The organism is Paenibacillus sp. FSL R10-2778 (assembly GCF_038593035.1).
In the GTDB taxonomy this organism is placed as follows: domain Bacteria; phylum Bacillota; class Bacilli; order Paenibacillales; family Paenibacillaceae; genus Paenibacillus_AQ; species Paenibacillus_AQ odorifer.
This window is the reverse complement of record NZ_CP151956.1, coordinates 2,137,160-2,156,399: the sequence shown is the minus strand read 5'-3', so window position 1 is coordinate 2,156,399 and position 19,240 is coordinate 2,137,160. Positions and strand designations below refer to the sequence as shown.

Annotated in this window: 23 protein-coding genes and 1 pseudogene; 1 reads left to right on the top strand and 23 read right to left on the bottom strand. The window is 42.4% G+C overall.

All coding sequences use genetic code 11. The features are described 5' to 3' along the window. Position 1: 1 nt before the first annotated feature. The 23 genes and pseudogenes from NST40_RS09310 to NST40_RS09200 form a co-directional block, all read right to left on the bottom strand. Positions 2-547 (bottom strand): phage baseplate protein, encoded by a 546-nt coding sequence (locus NST40_RS09310; RefSeq protein WP_341086045.1) that lies wholly within the window; start codon positions 545-547, stop codon positions 2-4. Next, complete coding sequence (locus NST40_RS09305; protein ID WP_340395298.1) at positions 548-3,274, bottom strand: phage tail tape measure protein; 2,727 nt, start codon at positions 3,272-3,274, stop codon at positions 548-550. A gap of 45 nt (positions 3,275-3,319) precedes the next feature. Further along, on the bottom strand, positions 3,320-3,508 hold the full coding sequence (locus tag NST40_RS09300) for a hypothetical protein (protein WP_280787001.1): 189 nt from the start codon (positions 3,506-3,508) through the stop codon (positions 3,320-3,322). Then, positions 3,483-3,785: a hypothetical protein gene (locus NST40_RS09295; protein WP_340395297.1), complete on the bottom strand. Its 303-nt coding sequence runs from the start codon at positions 3,783-3,785 to the stop codon at positions 3,483-3,485. Before NST40_RS09295 ends, NST40_RS09300 begins: the two co-directional genes overlap by 26 nt. 28 nt (positions 3,786-3,813) lie before the next feature. Continuing rightward, a complete protein-coding gene (locus NST40_RS09290; protein WP_340395296.1) occupies positions 3,814-4,212 on the bottom strand; it encodes a phage protein in 399 nt (132 codons plus the stop codon). 11 nt (positions 4,213-4,223) lie between these two features. Beyond that, a complete protein-coding gene (locus tag NST40_RS09285) occupies positions 4,224-5,252 on the bottom strand; it encodes a DUF3383 family protein (RefSeq protein ID WP_341120808.1) in 1,029 nt (342 codons plus the stop codon). Beyond that, complete coding sequence (locus NST40_RS09280; RefSeq protein ID WP_341120806.1) at positions 5,249-5,740, bottom strand: hypothetical protein; 492 nt, start codon at positions 5,738-5,740, stop codon at positions 5,249-5,251. Before NST40_RS09280 ends, NST40_RS09285 begins: the two co-directional genes overlap by 4 nt. Beyond that, on the bottom strand, positions 5,727-6,071 hold the full coding sequence (locus NST40_RS09275) for a hypothetical protein (protein WP_341086039.1): 345 nt from the start codon (positions 6,069-6,071) through the stop codon (positions 5,727-5,729). The genes NST40_RS09280 and NST40_RS09275 overlap by 14 nt, the downstream gene beginning before the upstream one ends. Positions 6,072-6,073: 2 nt before the next feature. Further along, positions 6,074-6,550 (bottom strand): hypothetical protein, encoded by a 477-nt coding sequence (locus NST40_RS09270; RefSeq protein WP_341109805.1) that lies wholly within the window; start codon positions 6,548-6,550, stop codon positions 6,074-6,076. Positions 6,551-6,559: 9 nt separating this feature from the next. Further along, entirely contained in the window at positions 6,560-7,108 is a 549-nt protein-coding gene (locus tag NST40_RS09265; protein ID WP_342410612.1) for a phage gp6-like head-tail connector protein, read from the bottom strand. Beyond that, positions 7,108-7,296: a hypothetical protein gene (locus NST40_RS09260; protein ID WP_341109803.1), complete on the bottom strand. Its 189-nt coding sequence runs from the start codon at positions 7,294-7,296 to the stop codon at positions 7,108-7,110. The genes NST40_RS09265 and NST40_RS09260 overlap by 1 nt, the downstream gene beginning before the upstream one ends. 40 nt (positions 7,297-7,336) lie before the next feature. Further along, positions 7,337-8,536 carry a phage major capsid protein gene (locus tag NST40_RS09255; protein ID WP_342410611.1) on the bottom strand — a complete coding sequence of 400 codons (1,200 nt, stop codon included), beginning with the start codon at positions 8,534-8,536 and terminating at the stop codon, positions 7,337-7,339. Between the two features lie 46 nt (positions 8,537-8,582). After that, on the bottom strand, positions 8,583-9,167 hold the full coding sequence (locus NST40_RS09250; protein ID WP_341120798.1) for an HK97 family phage prohead protease: 585 nt from the start codon (positions 9,165-9,167) through the stop codon (positions 8,583-8,585). After that, entirely contained in the window at positions 9,118-10,482 is a 1,365-nt protein-coding gene (locus NST40_RS09245; RefSeq protein WP_341109916.1) for a phage portal protein, read from the bottom strand. Before NST40_RS09245 ends, NST40_RS09250 begins: the two co-directional genes overlap by 50 nt. A 48-nt stretch (positions 10,483-10,530) precedes the next feature. Next, positions 10,531-12,123: a terminase TerL endonuclease subunit gene (locus NST40_RS09240; protein WP_342410610.1), complete on the bottom strand. Its 1,593-nt coding sequence runs from the start codon at positions 12,121-12,123 to the stop codon at positions 10,531-10,533. Then, positions 12,113-12,727 carry a terminase gene (locus NST40_RS09235; protein WP_341109799.1) on the bottom strand — a complete coding sequence of 205 codons (615 nt, stop codon included), beginning with the start codon at positions 12,725-12,727 and terminating at the stop codon, positions 12,113-12,115. The genes NST40_RS09240 and NST40_RS09235 overlap by 11 nt, the downstream gene beginning before the upstream one ends. 110 nt (positions 12,728-12,837) lie before the next feature. Next, on the bottom strand, positions 12,838-12,981 hold the full coding sequence (locus NST40_RS09230) for a hypothetical protein (protein WP_341120793.1): 144 nt from the start codon (positions 12,979-12,981) through the stop codon (positions 12,838-12,840). Beyond that, complete coding sequence (locus NST40_RS09225) at positions 12,974-13,327, bottom strand: HNH endonuclease signature motif containing protein (RefSeq protein WP_341120791.1); 354 nt, start codon at positions 13,325-13,327, stop codon at positions 12,974-12,976. The genes NST40_RS09230 and NST40_RS09225 overlap by 8 nt, the downstream gene beginning before the upstream one ends. Beyond that, positions 13,311-13,625: a hypothetical protein gene (locus NST40_RS09220; protein ID WP_341120789.1), complete on the bottom strand. Its 315-nt coding sequence runs from the start codon at positions 13,623-13,625 to the stop codon at positions 13,311-13,313. The genes NST40_RS09225 and NST40_RS09220 overlap by 17 nt, the downstream gene beginning before the upstream one ends. Before the next feature lie 451 nt (positions 13,626-14,076). Next, the gene (locus tag NST40_RS09215; protein ID WP_341120787.1) at positions 14,077-14,622 is read right to left on the bottom strand and encodes a site-specific integrase; all 546 of its coding nucleotides are present in this window, start codon (positions 14,620-14,622) and stop codon (positions 14,077-14,079) included. A gap of 524 nt (positions 14,623-15,146) precedes the next feature. Beyond that, positions 15,147-16,475, bottom strand: coding sequence for a hypothetical protein (locus NST40_RS09210; protein ID WP_342410609.1), 1,329 nt, complete (start codon positions 16,473-16,475; stop codon positions 15,147-15,149). Between the two features lie 62 nt (positions 16,476-16,537). Further along, a complete protein-coding gene (locus NST40_RS09205) occupies positions 16,538-16,906 on the bottom strand; it encodes an HNH endonuclease (RefSeq protein ID WP_342410607.1) in 369 nt (122 codons plus the stop codon). Positions 16,907-17,069: 163 nt separating this feature from the next. Then, positions 17,070-17,616: pseudogene (locus NST40_RS09200) on the bottom strand (site-specific integrase). A gap of 462 nt (positions 17,617-18,078) precedes the next feature. Here NST40_RS09200 and NST40_RS09195 point away from each other — a divergent pair. Further along, entirely contained in the window at positions 18,079-19,134 is a 1,056-nt protein-coding gene (locus tag NST40_RS09195; RefSeq protein WP_341120781.1) for a hypothetical protein, read from the top strand. The last annotated feature ends 106 nt before the right edge of the window (positions 19,135-19,240 follow it).

Genomic DNA, 19,240 nt, shown 5'->3' with positions numbered 1-19,240 from the left:
CTCATGTTGCCCATTTACTTCCGGTTTTAAATTTTACTTTCTGAACTTTTTCTTTTTCCTTTTCCTTTACTTTTTTCTTACTTGTATTATTACTTTTCTTCTTAGTAGTCGTTTTTGCAGTTTTTTTCTCCTGGGTTTGCTTAGTTCCAGAATTTACGATCTTAGTAACCTGAGCCTTGATTGGAGGTGGCAACGTCTCCACATAAGAAGACGTTGCAATCTTTATCTCTCGCAGCTCCATCGTAAAAGTAAATCCATCCGCAGTGGTGTAATCATGTCCTGTCGAAAAATCAGTAATGAGACCTTTGAATTGATTTCTGCCGACGTAATTAATGATTGTGCCTTTGTCTTTCGCAGCTATGATATAGGCGCGTGTCTTCGCTGCATCCGTACCAACAATAACTCCCGTTAATGATAGCGTCCGGGCCTGTGCCTGCACATGATCAATTAAGTTGATCCCTTTTTCAACCGGTTGCTCTGTCACAGTTACGGGAAAGGACGGTGATTCATTCTCTACAGTAATGTATTTGCCATCAATAAGTGCCATTTACGCACCTTCCAATCCTACGCTGCGCATATATGATTCAAATACATCTTGCATTTCTTGCCGAATCGTCTCCCGCAGATTTGAAATGGTCTTATCATCGGCATTACCTGAAACCTTAATATTAAAGATTGGCTTAAAATCTGCACGATGATTATTTGTTGTCATTCGTGCTGGGGATGATTCAGGTGTGTGTGGCTCGTAATCAGGCTTTGCTGCTACGGGTTCCTGCTTCGCGAAAGGAATGTTTATCTGAGCTATTTGAAAATCAGGCAATTCAAAAGCCGGCATTTGATAAATTGGGAAGTCAAACTTAGGAAATGTTGCTTCCGGCTGGGAATACGCCTGGTTTTCTTTAGCCGTTAAAACGCGTTCGCCTTTGTGCAATTCACCGATATAACCGTCCCACGGAACGTAAGGCAGCCCATTCGCGTGGCTTCCGTCTACTGCCTTTATGCCAGTAGTTTCAGTAGAAACAGACACGCTTGCAGAGGTTTTAAAACCAAAGAAATCTTTAATGCCATCCGCTATGCTTTTGACCTTCTCCATCAAGGTCGATGCCATATTCGAAATTCCATCTATCAGACCACTAATAATTTTTTTCCCTGTATCAAAGAGGTTGATCCCATTGAAAAAACTTGTCACCTTTCCCCACATATCCGAAACGGCAGTCCAGACATTGACTCCGGCTGTCTTGATGCTTCCAACAATCTGCGCCCATATAGCAGTGATCTTGTTCCAAACTTTGGTCATCAGAGAGTTAGTTATCGAAAATACATTGTTCCATGCCCCGGTAATTGCATTCCACACAGCGCTGACAGCCCCAGAAATATTGCTACTGATGCTGCTCCATATGGATGACAACCAGCTACCAATTGCACTGAACACTGCAAATGTCACTGCCTTAATTTCATCCCAATATTTAACGACCAAAGCAACGATCCATGCAATTGGACCACCAATTACAACCAGAATCGTTACTCCCCAAGTCTTCAAAAATCCAGTCACTGCGTTAAAGGCTGTCATGAAGGTCTGGGGAACTGTAATTTTGAAAAAATTCAGTACTGCCATGGTAGCCGTCTTGATCCCAGACCACATCCCGTCAATAAACGCCCGGAACTTATCTGATTTTTTATAAGCGACTACCAGCCCCACGCCTAAACCCACTAGGGCGGCGATAATTATGCCAATAGGATTGGCAGCCATGACTATACTGAAAGCTTTCTGAATTGCAGTCCATGCTTTGGTCGCTGCTGCTGCAATCTTGGTTGCGACTGTTATCGTGCCTACGACTGTTTTATATGTGACCAGTGCCGCGACAATTCCGCTCACCACCGGTGCAAATCCTTCCCAATCGTAGAATGCTTTAGCTGCATCAGCAATTGAAGAGCCAATTTGCTGGATATGTGGCCATAATTGAACTGCGGCATTTAACAATGTCTCACCGATCATGACGGCCACTGGCTGGATAGAAGTCCACAATTCTTTCCCCTTATCAATCAGGTACCCAAACACCTGCAATGCTTGTGTTCCAAATTGTTGTAGATATGGCATTGCCGCCTGAATCCAACCGCTTACCATATTGATTGCTGCACCAAGCCCGTCACCGATTGCATTGCCCACCGCTTCGATCTGCGGCTTATGGTCAGATAGCCATTGCCCAAAGGCATTCAAGTAAGGTAGCAGCTTTTGACCAATTGGAATTAATATTCCAACCTCGACCTGCCTTCCAAACATTTTAAATGCCTCGCCAGGCTTTTCAAATTTGATTTTATTAAGCTCATCCATCGTCTTTTTTGTTTTATCAAAGGATCTCGTTGCAGCCCCCATTGCCGATATGACATTAACCTCAAGGTCTTCGAACTGCGAACCCATCAAAGCAACACCAATATTGTTACGGGCAACGGGGTCCTCGATATCCGATATCATAGAGACGATATCGCTAAATGCCTGTTTCGCGTCTGGTCCACCTTTGGCAAAGGTCTGCATCATTGCATCAGCGTTAAGGCCCAGCGCGGTAAAGGCATCCATTGATGTCTTACTGGCATCCTTAGACCTTATATTAAATTCCTTCACGGCGTCTCCAACTTTATCAACTTGAAAGACACCTTCGGCAGAGCCAGCGGCAAAAACGTCAAACATCTCGTCAGCCGTAAAGCCCAAGCTCTTGAACTGGTTAGCATATTCATTGGCTGAATCCACCAGTTCGCCGGATTTATCAAGTCCCCGCTGTGCGCCTTGCGCCAGTAAGTTATATGACTCTTCGGAGGTGATCCCAAACTGTCGCATCATAGTATCAGCGGATTTGATGGATTCCGGAATTTCAAATCCGAATTGATCCCGAAGTAGAATTGCGTTTCGAGTGGTGTTCTCAAGTTCTTCTCCTGTTTGGCCAGTAACTTGCTGAACATTTGAAATCGCTGTTCCTAAGTCGTTCCAATCCTCACCAAAATTGTTAGAGTACAGATTTTTAGCAACCTCTCTAGTTGCTTCCATCTGTTTCACGGTTGCTCCAGTTGCCCCCTGAACTTGCTTCATAGCCGTTTCAAATTTAGAAGCAGCATGTACCCCAGCAATTCCGATTCCAGTCATTGCAGCTACACCAGCAGCCCCAAGTCCGACCACAGTTTTTGTGAGTTTACCAACCTTTTTATCTGCATCGTTTATTCCCTTAGAGTTGAACTTGAACCCAACTGCATACATTAGTGAACCGATTATACCGCCTGCCATAGTTCCTCCTTTCCGAACAAAAGAAGACGCCCTAAAGGACGTCTCCTATTTCTTCTTATTTGCTTTGTTTGTCTGTTCAATATGAAGGTCTAAAGCTGCGTTCGCTTCGGCAATGTCATCATCATCCATACTATTTAGATCATTATACGTAATGCCCATATCGGAGAGTAGCAGCCTCCATTGACTCCAATTAGATCGTGCTCGTTTCTTAGCTTCCTTCTTGCTGATCGCCATCGTCGGCGCCCTCATTTTCATCATTTCCTGTCACAAAGGCGTATGCTGCATTAACAACTTCACTATATTCCGTGTAATCGTTGAAATCATCAATTTTCATTTTAGGATCCACGATAACATGTTTGAGTACTTCTTCAGATAAGCGTTCTTCCAGAATCACTCCAAATTTATTTTTTGAGCCATCATTGATTTTAGATATTGCGCGTACGCCTGGATGCTGGAAGGTATAACTTTTTCCTGATTTAGATTTGTACTCTTTCTGTTTAAAATTAGCCATTGATATAGGCCCCTCTCAATTTTGGATTTTAGTTCATGCTTAAATCAAGACATTGAAACTCATAGGAACGATCGCCAGCTTCTCCGCCATATTCCCGGTCAGCTGGTTTTTTCAGATAAGCTTGTGTTGCAGTATTCGTTTCCTTTGGCGTACCCGAGTACATAACTGATACAGGTACAATCTTCTGGCTGTTAGCCAGTCCATCCAAATATGCGGCTTGTGGGCTGGTGCTTTGAAGGGTAACAGTAATTGTGCCAAGTGGGTTATTAACCTTCGTTCGGACCACATCTCCTTGTGCCCCTACTTTAGTTGAAAAGTTTTCTTCGTCCTTCGCCACAGTTACTAGGTCTTCTCCGAATCCCGTTAAAAAGACGCCTCCAACAATTACAGAGACGTCCATTGCATCATATGTTTTTGCTTCTGACACCCTAACCCCTCCTATGCAAATTTAATAGTGCCACGAATGGCCGTTTTGTGTATGGCTCCCGCCTGAACAAATTCAAACTTTCCATCTGGATAATTGCGTGCTGCCACCTGTGCCGGATCAACTTGACTACGTGGTGGAAACGTCGTGTTATACAATGGAACGTTATCATCGTCAGTAGCAATCATGCCATTTAGAAATGACCGATGCAGAACCGTCCGAACGGCACTCTCAATTTGAGCGATACCCGTATTGTTGTAACTGATCTTTTGTAATGCGTGCTGTGCCTGATTGAATAAATCTTGAACGGCGTATTGAATGCTAAAAACAATGTAGTCCTGGGAGTGAATGAAGTCGATATAATCACCGCTACCAGACTTGCATTCACTGGTGACATTAGTTCCCGCTTTGGTCACGTATGTGTTGGCACCAAGTGCGTGGATAGCTGCTAACTCTGTCGCTGTAACATCCAGTGGTGCAATACCGGTTAGTGTCCATCCCATCCAAGTAATCGAGCCAGGTGGGAGACTTCCAGCTGCGCCGATCCAGCATGCTTCTGGATATTTAGCAACTTCTGCTGCAATATGATAAACACCATAGGTTCGAGTGTATTTCTTAGCCAAGATTGTAGCCAAATCGGCTTTATCGCTTGTACGGAAGAAAAATTGTCTGGATTTATCTGCCTCGATAGCATCACCTATAGTGGTAATGTCCAATACAGCCGTGCTCGTCGTAACGAGAAAATGCCAATCTTTCAAAAACAGTTTTGGTAAAATATCTGTCAATGTCTCAGGTGTTGCGCCCGTTCTCCTAGATACAATCGCAATTTCTGCTGGCGGGTTCTTCTGTGCAAAAAGCGCAGCCGCCGCTTTATATTCCTCGGTACTGGCAGCATAATCAGTCTTCACGGCATCTATATCTAAGTAATCTTTAAATTCTTTACCCGCTGTACTGGATCCTAGAATTAAGGGTTTGCCAAACCCACCCAAAATAGGTGTTGGCTTCAGTACAGCTATGTTTACAGTAACGTCGCTAATACTCAAAACTTATCACTCCTTTGTATTGGTGCAGTATCAATCCAGCCTGACATGTCTGTTGCTACAACATCCGTGGCCCGAAACTCAACATCAAAGCCCTGACGCCGTTCCCACTCTTCACCAATGTTAATGTCCCGGTTCTGGATCTCTCCAATCTCAATCACGATCACGTCAAGTTTGTCCTTTAACAGATCATGTCCATCTGACTTAAACCAATCTCTCGCCCTCATGGCGTTAACTAGAGCTATGTCTGAGTCATCCGCATAACAATTAAAAGAGACGGTAAATGTCACCGTCTCCATCCTGTACTGCTTTCCTAACTGCTGGGTAATGATCGGTTGTCCTCCAGTGGAAGCGAAGCCGCCAACGAAACTATAAGTCATGAAATCACCGGAAGGAGTATCCCCTCCGCCGTTCATTTCAATGACCAGACCACCGGAAGCCGATTCCATACCCTCAACAATGGCAACTCTAATATCCTCAAACGGGAGCATTGGCGACCACCTTCCGCAGCAGATATTGATTGATATCGGAATACTCTCGATCTGGTGATTCATTAACGGTGTACTGTACGCCCATGTAGTCAATACGTTCACCAGTACTGTGCGTCGAAGTCGTATATAACATTCGATCTGTCTCGGTATAGTTACCGCCCTCTGTCGCTTTCAATCGAGCGCTCACAGGCTGGATGCTGCCGCTCCGTGTTAGTCGTTCCGGTTGACTTGGAACCCATTTTCCCTTGACCCATGCACCTCCACTGTCTCGGATCAGGGTATAAGGTCTGAAATATTTTCGAATGACGCCAGCAAATCTAAATTGCCGCATGATTACCTTCCCTTCGGTACAATGTCATAAATCAGGGAGTCGCGCAGCTCGTCTTCCCGGTGCAGCAACTTTCGGGAGCCAGTCTTTCTTGAAGCATATCGGGCGGATAAGGGCGGCTGCTTAATTCGTTCAAAATTTTTCTTCATTCGATCAAGTCCCGTCTCACCAATCTCCGAAAACAATTCGTCTACCCGCTTACGCCCGTGGGCAATCTCTGTTACCCCAGCCCGGACCAACTTACCTATGGGAGCCTGACCTTTCTTTTTCCCTGTCCCGATAAACGAACGGGCAGGAATCTTCATTTTCACAGATCCATATTCGTGGACTCCGGCAATCATAGCCAGTTCAGCATCACCCTGCATACCAATACGAATCTTATTCTTAGTCAATGGGCGAAGTCGCTCGGCTAGTTGCCGCAGATTATCTTCGCCGGTGACTTGCACACCGACCCGCCTCGCCCTGGATCTTGATCCTGCCATGCTCTCACCTCATAATTCTGGTCTAATATGGGGATTAATCAAAGACTTTACTGCCATAGGCATGTCTGCTTCTGCTGCCGAATAGGTTACTGAGATATCCCCAACCCTCTCTGATGACACCCCATGTTCACGCTGAAGGTGTTTTGCCAGTAACACGCAAGCATATTCCAGTGTCTCCGGCAACGTAGCCGGATTCTCCTCTGTTGCATCATTTGGCAGGACATAACCCGCTGTGTAGTTCACGGTCAACCCCCGCTCCCCGCCCGGCCAGCCACAGTGTCGGAATAAGATTCCATGCTCCAGCCTTTCCACATCTTCAAAGGGGCGGTTCGCCATTTCGTAAATCCTCACTTCGTGAACAGGATAATTAGGTAGTCTGAGATATGACCCGCGCATCCCGCTCACCCGTTCAGAATAGGATTGCAGCTTGAAATTCCGGCGGCAGACCTCTTCAATAGCAACGGATGCTATGGTAAGAAGCGCGGCAAGCTCGTTATCGGGGATTTCACCACTTGGATCAATCCCCAACGTTCTCGCTTTGTCCAGGGTGGTAAGCATTAGCTACCACCCTTTTCTAGTGCAGCCACACGAGCAGCTAAAGCATCATATTCCTTACGGCTGACTTTTCCCGCTTCCAAATCGACCTCGCGGCCATCCTTAGTAATTTTCCCGTTTCCCGAAATTTCAAGAGTTCCTTCAACAACCCAACGACTCCCATTTTGATCTTGATAATTTTTGGTTTGCACCCTTATAACCTCTCTTTCAAATTCCTAAGCGCTTGCGATTTTAGGATAGGGTCAACTCACCATAAATTGCGGCTTCCGCATCCCATTTCTGGATATCATCGCGGATAACAGTTCGCAACTCTGTGGTACGTCGTCTCCAAGCGTCTCCACCTTCAGTTGTGCTAGCAAGCTCATAAAACTGGCGACTAAATAGAGCGATGGCCTGCTTAAGATCTCCCATAATAAGTGGAGCTTTAACGCTTGAAGATCCAACACTAGGCAAATAACGGTTCGCCACAACTGAAACGGGGCGGCCCTTAAAGAGCTTGCGTCCTGCTTGTGTAAGGTCGTCTGTAAGCAAGTAACGCCCGTTACTGTCCTTTTGCTCATCCAGCCAATTATATCCATCCTGGTTGGTCAAAATAATTGCAGTTGCACTAATCGCCGGGTCAAGGTCGACATTCAATACTTTTTTAACAGCATCAACGTTGGTCAGCGCCTTTTTCGTCCAGGTAGACAAAAGTTGAGTAATTAAGGTGTTCCGAGTAACAACAGACTTCCGTCCGATCCAACGGGTGATATATCGCAATAACGCTTGATCACTATCTTGTAGAAGATTGCTAGTAAGGGGAAGGAAACCGCCTCGATCTTTCAATTTGTATTCTACCGGACGGAACTTTGGTGAGTCGTGTTTTTCCATTGGATCATATTCACTAAGCTCTTGAAACGGAGTCATAGTCCCGTATGCCTCTAACACACGACTGCCGGACAGCGCCGTCACTTGCTCTACGCTGACGTATTGTGAAAGATCATCTAAGCTACGAATCACTTCGTTAATCTGAGTCTGAACATCTTTTGGCACTAAAATAGACAAATCACCGTCTGGAATGGCAGGATCAGTTTGCCCTTCATTCAGCACAGTACGTTTTTCATATTCAGCAATAACGCTTCTCATGTCCGCTGTGATTCCTTTACGACGCAGACCACGTAAGAAAATACCCTGGTATTCTTGCTCGAGTTCCACATCCTCACGCGATTCAAGATCCGGTGTTTCCTCTCCGGCTCTGTGACGTCCTCCGTTACCTAATCCGCCGCGTTCTTCAACTTCAAGCTCTTTCTGAATGTCAATTCTCTCCTGAAGAGAACGAACCTCTTCCATCTTCACTTTTGCATCAGCGGTTTTATCAAGGTTTAATAATGATCGTACTTCCGTTTTCGCTGAATCCAATTTTGCTAATAGCGCACGCAATTCTTTTGACACTGTTCATCACCTCATATAAATTTTGGTCAAACAAAAAGGAACCGGATTATAGTTCCAGTTCCAAGAGTATTTTTTCTTTTTCAAATTGATCTGCAGCCCGCTTTTCTTCAGCCTTGAATTCTTCAAGGGATCTAACAGATACTTCATTCTCGGGGTAAGCTGCAAAAGGAGTCATTGAGATTTCAGGGAGTGTCGCAAGTAATACTGTTCGTTTGTAAAGTGTTTTACCGTCCCTTTCAATTTTTGACCATCGATCTCCATTTGTGCGGACGTTAAACCCAAAGGAAACACCGTCAACATCACCTCGGTCGATGCTCTCATAAGCATCATTTCCCCAACTGCTATTCGGTAGATCAAGTTCAAACCTCAGCTCAGATTGACCGTCAAATAGTTTTAAGGTTCCAGAACGAGTATTTCCAAGGATCTGATCTGTTCGGTGACACCAAAGAGAAACGGTATTGTTCTCTCTCATAAATTCTGCAAAGGCCCCAGGAGCAATAACCTCTACGAATTCGTCACCATACCAATCCTGCATAACATGGGACTCTGAATCGTACTTAATTGAACCGATGATAGTTCGTTTACTTGTCTCCCCCTCCATCGTCTCCCGTATCTCCAGTGTCGCCGGCATTGCTCTGTTCTCCTTCGTCGGAGTTGGGTTCGTTCTCTTCTGGCTCAGTTTCTTCACCCCCCTTCACGTATTGTTGGCCTGCCATTGTCAACGGAATTACATTACCGTTGAATAGGAGTTGATCTCCACCAGGAAGTGGTGGCTTATCTTCGGCAGCTCGTGCCTCATTTGGGGTAATGAACCCTTTTTCAATCCCCTTTCCGTGAGCTTCGTAACGAGTTTTAAGGTCAGCTCTCAGAATCGCATCTACATTAAACTTGGAGTAATACCCTTCGTCCAGTTCATCATCCGTAAATAGCTTGTACGAAAGTTCCTGTTCATAGGTAGTGAGTATTGGCTGCTGTGTATCACTATAGAAAGCAAGTTGCTGCTGCTCCACATTGCTGTATGTGGCCTTCGCCAAGTCGTTAAGCTGGTGCATTTTGACGCCGAATGCATTCGCAATTTGGCGGAAAGTAAGCTCCGTGTTCTGCAAAAATTGAGCATCAGCCATACTAATTGCAATTGGTGTAAATTGATACCCGTATGGCATCATAGCTACTCTGTGGCTGTTCTTTAGGCCAGATGTCATGCTCTCGAAATTATCTTTGAATACTTTTTTGGAGCCATCATCTAATGTTCCGGTATACTGTACCAGCCCCTTGACCTGTAACCCTTGCTTGTAGAAATTATTAATGAATTGAGAAGCAGAGGCGGCGTTTTCTGCTGTGCATTTCAAGTAATCCATTGTATGGATACCTACAAGACCATCAAGTGTCACACTGCCCTTGAAATGAAGCATTTCATCCGGCATTATCTTCCTTTTAACACCATTACCAACATCAACCTCATACCAAAGACGGGTTCTCCCGCTTAAATATTTGTTATTTACATCCGGCAACAAGCACGCATCATCAATCCAAACCTTTACTCTGCTAGATGGAATAGGCCAAAGACCGATTACCCGACCCGTACGCTGATCAAATTCAATATTTACATAGGCATTCCCCATCGCTCGGTTTGCTTCTACACATTTCCAAAAATCAGATGCCGACATATACGGATTAGGACGCAGCTTTAGTAGCCGGAAAAGATAATGTTTCGCGGCCTTTGTAATGCCGTATTCATCCTCTTGATATACCTTTAACGGCAACTTAGAAAGAGAGTCGGATAGGATTTTAATACAGGCATATACCGTATCTACCTTCAAAGCGTTCCAGCCCTTAATACTTATCTCTCCGGGAGCTACATCAAGCCCAAGTATACGTAAAAACTCCCTGTCATTAATGCTTATTTCTTGACTTCGCCGCTCTGTATCGCGCTCGCCCCCAAATATTCTAGTTAATAGATTTGTTTTCACACATTCCCCCCCTCCCTCGGAGTTTTAACCCCATAATTTCTTCAAGAAATCATCTTCCGCAAACTCTTCAACACCCAAATCAATTTCTTCAAACAACATGGCGGTTGCCATCGCATTAATCATGGCCACAATGAGGTCAATACGTTCTTTTGACTTGTTCTTCATAGGTTTAATATTCTCGTTACCATCCATAGCTACAACAATATTTCCCCAACACCATCGTGCAACTGGATTGATTTCATGACTCATAAGCCCACGCTTCATGAGTTGTTCAATCATCTTCATGGCAGGACTCATGTGTTTCATATCTTGAGGAATTTCGACCACATCAACACCGCCACGCATAAGTCTTTGGGCAAGCATTCGACTGTTCCAAGGGTCCGTACCAAGTGTCTGAACAGCATATTGTTCGTTAGCTGCTAGCAACCTCGTCTCAACAAAGTCATAATCCACGACATCACCTGGTGTGGTAAGGAGATATCCCTGTTTGACCCATCTATCATAGGAAACTTTGTCTCGTCTGACCCGCTCTTTCATGTTGTCTTCCGGAATCCAAGCGTTAAAAACCACCCTCCAGTCTGGAACTCCCTCCTGTGGTGGGAACAAATAACAGACTGCTGTAATATCCGTTGTACTGGACAAGTCAATCCCTGGATAGCATCGTTTACCATCAAGTTCTGATAAATCCCACTCTCCGCCCGTCTTGTCCCATAAAGTGAGCGGTTGCCAACCTGTTTTCTTTAATGAGATCCATTGATTAAGCCGCAGCCAACGAAAAAGGCGCTCTGCCGACTCCTTATTTCGAGCGGTTAGCGCCTCTTTTCTCACGGCTTCTATGTCAATCGTATGACCCAGGCTTGGATTAACTTCATACCAAAGATTTTCATCAAAGATATCAATCTTATTCCCGTTCGCATCCTCGCCATCTTCAGGAATTCCGTATATTTTCACATACCAAGATGGGTCCTCTTTCTCACCATCTCGGATTTGTTTTGCATATTCGTGCTGTTCCCAACCAATAGAGCCTCTATCTGGATCATCTCCAGCTGTAGTTATTACCCACCAAAGTGGTTCTTTACGGGCAGCTCCTGCACCAAAGGTCATAACATCCCATAAATCGCGGTTTGGCTGGGCATGAAGCTCGTCGAATATAACAACAGTAGGATTAATCCCGTGTTTGGTAAAAGCTTCAGCTGAAAGAACCTTCATGACGGTTCCAGTAATCAAGTTTCTAATTTCTTTGGAACTATCCAGTACCTTTAAAATACCTTCAAACTCGGGTTCCTGCTCGATCATTGCGGCAGCAGCTTTGTAAACCAACTTGGCCTGTTCCTTATCAGCTGCGCAGCAGTAAATCTGTCCACCTGGTGGATCACAAACGAGATGATAAAGAGAAACGGCCGCGATAAGACTTGTTTTCCCATTCTTCTTTGGGATTTCCAAATAAGCGTATTGGTATTGCCGATAACCGCGCTCGGTTACCGTACCATAAACATTCCGAAGAATGTCATACTGCCAGTCAAGCAGTATAAACGGTTGACCATAGAAATCGTCAACTGCATGGAGCATTTGAATAAACTCAATCGGTTCTAGCGCACGTTGCTCATCATGTGCCATGGCCGCCAGCTCTTCTATTCAAGAATTGGGCCATTGCGGAGGATTTTTTGTCATCTTTCTTTGGCATCGCCACATTTTTGATTTTAGCCAGTGGATTAAGGAATAGGCGGTCCTGCAATTTAAGAAGCATATCCACCTTTTTATTGATCGCAGTCTCAACCTTCAATATCCCCTCTAAACTAGCTAATTGCGAAAGATATCGAAGCGCCTTTAAATTCACTTCCTGTTCAGCCTCAGCCGCTCCAATGTACTCATCCAGAATGTGTTCATCAATAACGATGTTCTCCAAGCGTTGGTACTGGTCAAGAAGGTTTTCATACTCACTGTACGTCTTACAGTACAATGCAAATGTCCCAACGTCAGAACTGGTTAATAACGCAACTCCTTGTTTAGCTGATTCCTGATACTCTTTAATCAACTCGCCCCAAAGCTTATTAGCGATCTTATCCTGAGAAATGTACTTGGGCTTTTTCAACTTCTTCAAATCACTTTGCCCAAGCTTTAGCTCGGATTCTTCCCGCTGCTTAATCTCTTCCCTGGTCAAACGATTTGGGTTGCCCTCTGCAATGTGCAGAGCAACCGGCTTGGCGTTTCTCCCTGCCATGAGGGCACCTCCAATTTCTAAAAAGTTTCAAAAAACGAAAAAAATTTGCGTTAATGTCCGATGCGGTCTATTCCATTTCATTTTTAAATTTTTTTCAGGCCCCCCCGGGGTCAAGGTGAGCTGACCTTCTGGCTCTCCACCGTTTTAAACGCGGTCTGGAAGACTTCTCCAATCATATAGATTGGAATATCATGCTTCGCCAGTACTTGAACAACGTCAAGAGCAGCCTTGTTAACATCGATCTGTTTAACCATTACCGAACCCACCGTCCTCTCTTGCGGTCTTCTCGCTATGGTGTGAAGCACACAACGGTTGCCAGTTACTCCTGCGCCAGAACAGCTTATCGTCGCCCTTATGCGGGATGATATGATCGACCACAGTCGCAGCCTCTATCACTCCAGCAGCCTTGCAAATCACGCATAGCGGATGTTGCTCCAAATACTCCAGTCGTTCCTTCCTCCACTTGTGCCCATAGCCTCTACTGGCTGACGTCCCACGACGCTGTTCACGTTCCTTGCGGTGCTTATCGCAGTACTGGCCGACACTTACCAGTTCCCTGCAACCAACCTTGCCACAAGGGCGTTTAGGCTTTCTCGGCATCGCATGAGCTGACCTTAACTGAAACAAATTCATTGAGCGGTGCGGATAATATTTCCCTTACCCTGTCTATCTTTTCTTCAAATTGAGAAGTATCCATATCTACCTTGACGCGTAAGCCACCAATGGAATGTTCTTCCGTATCCTCTTCGTTTTCATCCTCCGTAATGGTCACTGCGCCAGTTGCTAATTCAAACACTTTATGGCGTTCATCGGTAGTAAGCTCATTAAGATTATCAACCTCGATAGTTCTTTCAATTTCATGATCGCCGTTCCTGTACGTTGCCCTGACTCTGAACATAATCTAAACACCCTCTCAAAAAATTATAAGTGCGATAATGGCGCTATAAGAAAGACAATAGAATGCCTCCTGCCAGTCCTTTCTTATGGCTGCTTTACCTGACCTACTAAGCAAGAAATACATACAAGTGATGCCGACTATACTGCATCCTAGAGATGTCCAATCCATTCATGCCACCCTTTCTCCAACAAATATCACGCTATGCATAAGTATGCATTGATGATTTCCCGTTGAAACTCAAAAAAAGTCCTTTTAGAATAGGGCATTTTTCTGCTGCTATTTAATAGATAATCATTAAAAACACATGTAAAATTGCATACTTTGCATAGAATACGAGTTCCTCATATCTTATTAGAGAGCATAATTCGCGGCGTTGCTACTTTCCCTTGCCGATCAAGGGTTTGTCAACCGTTCCCTGTTATCAGTTATACACTCGCTAACTATGAATAACTCATAGGCCAAAACGATTCATGGCATTGTTCATCATGTCCTGATCCATGCCGATGTACCTCATTGTGATACTCTTATCTGAATGGTTCAGTAGGTTTTGAACAAGCGTAATATCCTTGGTCTTTTGGTACATGTGATAACCAAAGGTCTTCCGCAACGTATGCGTGCCTATGTCCACTAATCCAAATTCATCAGCAGCCTTGCGCATTACCTTATATGCCATGTCTCGTTTGATTGGCTTGTTCTTACCACCTTGCCTTGATGGGAACAAATAATCATCCTTGTCCATATCAGCCGTATATTTCTTAATCTCCCGTTTCAACGTTGGGTTGAGTTGAATGAACTTCCGTTTCTTAGTTTTCATTTCAGTCATTACAATTTGTTCACCACTAACATCCCTGACTCGAAGCTTCAATATGTCCTGAATCCTTAGTCCAGTGTTAATGCCAAAAACAAACATCAGATGATTCCGATCAGATTGCCCCTTAAGGAACTCCTTGATCTCGTCGATCGTCTCTTGATCACGTATGGGCTGGACAAAGTTCATTTGCCCTCACCAACGTCTGCCCTTACACAGCCAATAGGCTTTGAACAGAATTGAACAGGTGCCTTCCATACTCCCCATATGCAACCTTTGCACATAAATAGCTGCTTAGAAATCGGCGGTTCCTTCAAATTCTTTATCCTTTTCATTACTATTCCTCCATAGGAAAAACAAAAAGGCCGCCCTGGTATGAGCGACCCTCAGATAATTATGTTTTTCCCCTTCAAATTTCTACATTACCAATGTATCATGGAAAGCCAGTCATATGTTGTTCAACTTACGGTCAATATACGGTCATAATATGTTCAACGTCCGGGGTTTCCCACGCCTTTATGTTCTCAGCAAATATGATCAAACTTTTCAATTCCAGCAAAAACCCCGTAGCCATTAAACTTTTCTTGGGGATACTTTTACGCACTTGAGTCCGATGCGGTCTCTAGCAAGCTAAATGTTTTTTCTGACCCTAGGGGGCATAAAAAAAGCATCCAATGATAGGATGCTTAATACAAACTCACATTAACATAAATCTAAATTTCAATAACATCTAACTTTGTGATCTTTTCTTCATCGTTTTCTTTCTCAACATCAACTAGAGCTAAGAATCGTTCATCATCTCTATATTCGTCAAAAACAGGCCAATCTATTAAGTCATCAATTGTAATTTCATTAAACTCAAGCCCTTTTGGAATTATTCGAAACATTTCTTCAGTGTTTCCTAGTATTGCATAGTAACAAATTTGGAATTCTCTAGTCTTATCTGAAAAATCACTACTTTTAAGCTCTTTTTCTATTTCGCTGAATTTCCCAAGTCTTTTCATACTAAGCCAGTAATTTATTTGCGCAACAGTTTTACTCTTACTATTAATTGATTTTTCAAAAAGGTTAAAACGATATATATCTCTAGTAAGTTCCCATTCATTTCCTAACATAAAATCCATACCCTTATTATTGATAAAGCGTATTCGTTCGCTGGATTCCTTTTCCATCATACGCCAATACTCTAATCCTATAAGAACACCAATGTGTCGAATTGTATCTATACTTTCATCTATATACTGAAGAGAAATTGAAAGTTTCTCCCCTAGTGCTCCCTCACTAAATACTTGGGTGTTGATATTACTCAGATATATATTATTTACAATTCCTTCATTATGAACAAACAAATTTCTTCGTTGAATTATTTCTATTACCTTGTCATTTAACGGTGCGATGTTATCTAATTTCAACTTCATATTTGTCTTAAAATAATCAATCCAATCGAGATACTTTTTACGAATTAAAGTTTCTACATCTTGCTCAATTAAATATTGCTCTGCATTTTCAAAAGAACCTAACTTCCTTATTTCTTCAATAGTTAGAACTTTATTGTCAATATCTGATGCCTTAGGATGTTTTACTAATCTGTGCTTAATAATTGTACCTATAAGCATTTCAAAATATATAACTAGGCTTATAAGAGTACTCTGATATAAAATACCTAATTGATTATGTCTTGACCTATAATCATTAATCGCTTTACTTGTGGTCGATTTATGTGGTCCGTAAATCTTAAATCGAGATTTATCAAGTAATATTACACCATGTTTTTCATCAAGTATTTTTTCGAGATTTTCTATTCCTAGCTCTTCTAAATTGGGATCTTCAAGTAACCCGTATTTCCTTTGTTGTAATAATTCTATAAGCAACTCAACAGGCATTTCTTCTACTTTTCCGAATTTTCTCTTACGAATAATTTCATTTACAAGCACTGGTCTTACGTTATTTGCGAATGATTTCAAAGAGTATAAATTTAAAAGAAATGAATCAAGAAAATGATAATATGGATTTTTTCCTATTGGATCTTCTTGTTCAAACATGCTTTATCCCCCATCATAATTAATTCATTTATTTTATCACATCATTGGATAATTTTCTCTATTCATTTCCTATTAAATCCAAACCCTCCATCCTCACGCACTGTCTTGGCATCGTGACAAGCCTTGCAGAGCGCCTGCCAGTTGTTTCGATTCCAGAACAATTCCTTGTCACCCTTATGCGGCTCAATATGATCAACCGCCGTAGCGGCCTCTACCTTATCGACCTTCAGGCAATCCACACACAACGGATGCTTCCGCAAGAATTCCAGCCTAGCCTTTCGCCATTTACTGTCATATCCGCGCTGTGAGGCCGTGCCACGGTATCTATCATAGCTATGTTTCTCTTGTGTATGGTCGGCACAATAACGCTCTCTAGTGAGGTTCCTACAGCCCACACGACTGCATGGTTTAAGTGGTGATTCCGCCAACATTAACCCCTCCGTTGCTGCTGAATAACTGGTAAATCCTGAGCGATCTAATTACACATATCTTACATTGTGTTAAACCCATGCACCCGCCTCAAACCCATACTCTATAAGCCCTCTCAGCCTGTCCAGAAAACGAGTTTCACCTGTCCTTAATATGTGTAACTGATCATGCTTTGTGGCGTCTCAAGGCCATATCCATGCTGTCTTGAGCCATGCCTATATAACGCAGCGTAATCTTTGGTGAAGCATGATTAAAGAAATCCATCAACATGCCAATGTCCTTGTCTGTGGTCTCGTTATAAAATATATAACCGAATGTTTTCCGCAGCGTGTGACAACTCATGTCAGAAAGACCGAACTCATCCCCGATGTCCCGCATAACCTTATAGGCCATTTCACGGGTGATAGGTCTGTTAATAGCTTCCCTACTCTTAATCAAGAATTCATTCAGCGGCTTGCCTTCGATGTAAGTCAACAGCGCTTTCTTGAGTTCAGGAGCCATAAGAATTCGTTTCTGCTTATTCGTCTTCTTTTCACGAATTGAGATATGAGAGCCGGTAACATCCTTTACTCGTAATCTCAAAATATCGCTGATCCGAAGCCCTGTGTAAATACCTATCAGGAACATTATGTAATCTCTAGGGTTCTTGTCCATGAGATAGTCTTTTATGTCCTGGATTGTTTCCGGGTCACGTCGGCTGAACAAAGTTCATTCAACTTCACCACCACCTGCCCATACACAACCAATAGGCTTAGAACAGAATTGAACAGGTGCCTTCCATGCTCCCCATATACAACCTTTGCACGTAAATAGCTGCTTAGAAATCGGTGGTTCCTTTAAACTCTTTATCCTTTTCATTACTATTTCTCCATAGGAAAACAAAAAAAAGTCACCCTCTATGAGCGACCTTCAGATAATTATGTTTTCCCCTTCAAATTTCTACATTACCAATGTATCATGGAAGACCTGTCATATGGTGTTCAACCTACAGTCAAGTAACGGTCATATTTAATTAACAACTATTCGATTAGGTATATTGCAGTTAGGATATTTAAGATATTTGATTATTTGGCAGGATTGTATAATAAAATCACGAATACTCCACTAATATAATTTTATACTAGTTTTGACTAATTATTAGAAAATGTTGATTTGTAAAATAGGAGGAAATTACATGATCGCAGAATTAGAGACACTGAAAAATGATTATGATTTAAAGCAACAGTTATACAATAGTTTATGTAATGAATTTATTACTCAACTTAATGCACTTTTTAATGAACACAATATTTCACTTGTAGCTCCAATACAATATCGAGTTAAAACATGGAATTCAATAGTTGATAAATGTCAAAAATACAATTTAACTCCTGAAATTGTTGGGGATATAAATGATATAGCAGGTTTAAGAATAATGTTACTCTATAAAAAAGATATTTTGAAAGTATGTGATATTATAGAAAAAAATTTCACAATAATGAGAAGGGAAGATACTGGAGAGAGGTTAGGAGACAATCAATTTGGCTACGGATCAATACATTTTGAAGTAACACCTCTGAATGAATGGACTACTTTACCTACTCTAAAAAGATTAGCGGGCTTAAGAGCGGAAGTACAGGTACGAACTGCATCACAGCACATTTGGGCAGCATCCTCTCATTTACTTCAATATAAAAATGAAGAACATGTACCCATCCCCCTAAGAAGATCATTGAATAGAATTGCTGCAATTCTAGAATTAGTTGATATAGAGTTTGACCGCTTATTAGAGCAAAGAGATACATATATAAATAATATAGATAATTTAGAGAAGAAAAATATTTTAAATGTTGATATTTTAAGTTCGTTGATTCAAACTCTCTTACCTAAGAACCAAACTAAGTTTGAAGAAAACGATAAACACTATGCAGAAATTATTGATGATCTCAACTTTTTTGATATCAATACTATAGAACAATTTGAAGAATTAATTACTAATAATGCGCCCGAAGTCTTCTTAAGAGAGAAAAAAAGAGCTGAAGAAGAACTTGTCAAAGTAGCTAATGGAATTTCATATTACCAAGACGACGAAGGAGAAGTAACTCGTTTAAAGGCAGGACATTTTTACACTCCTACTGGTTTGATAAGAATATCATTAAGAGTTCAATTTGGAGATGATACTTTTGATCAATATATGAAAAGATTTGATCATGAGACAATTGATAACACAAAGATAGAAGTAGAAAGCTAAACAATATTGTCATCTTCATCTTGTAACACAGAACCCGGTCCATTTAGTGTAAGAAAGATTCTATGAAAAAATTCAAGCAAAACACAACGAATTCCCCTTAGATAAG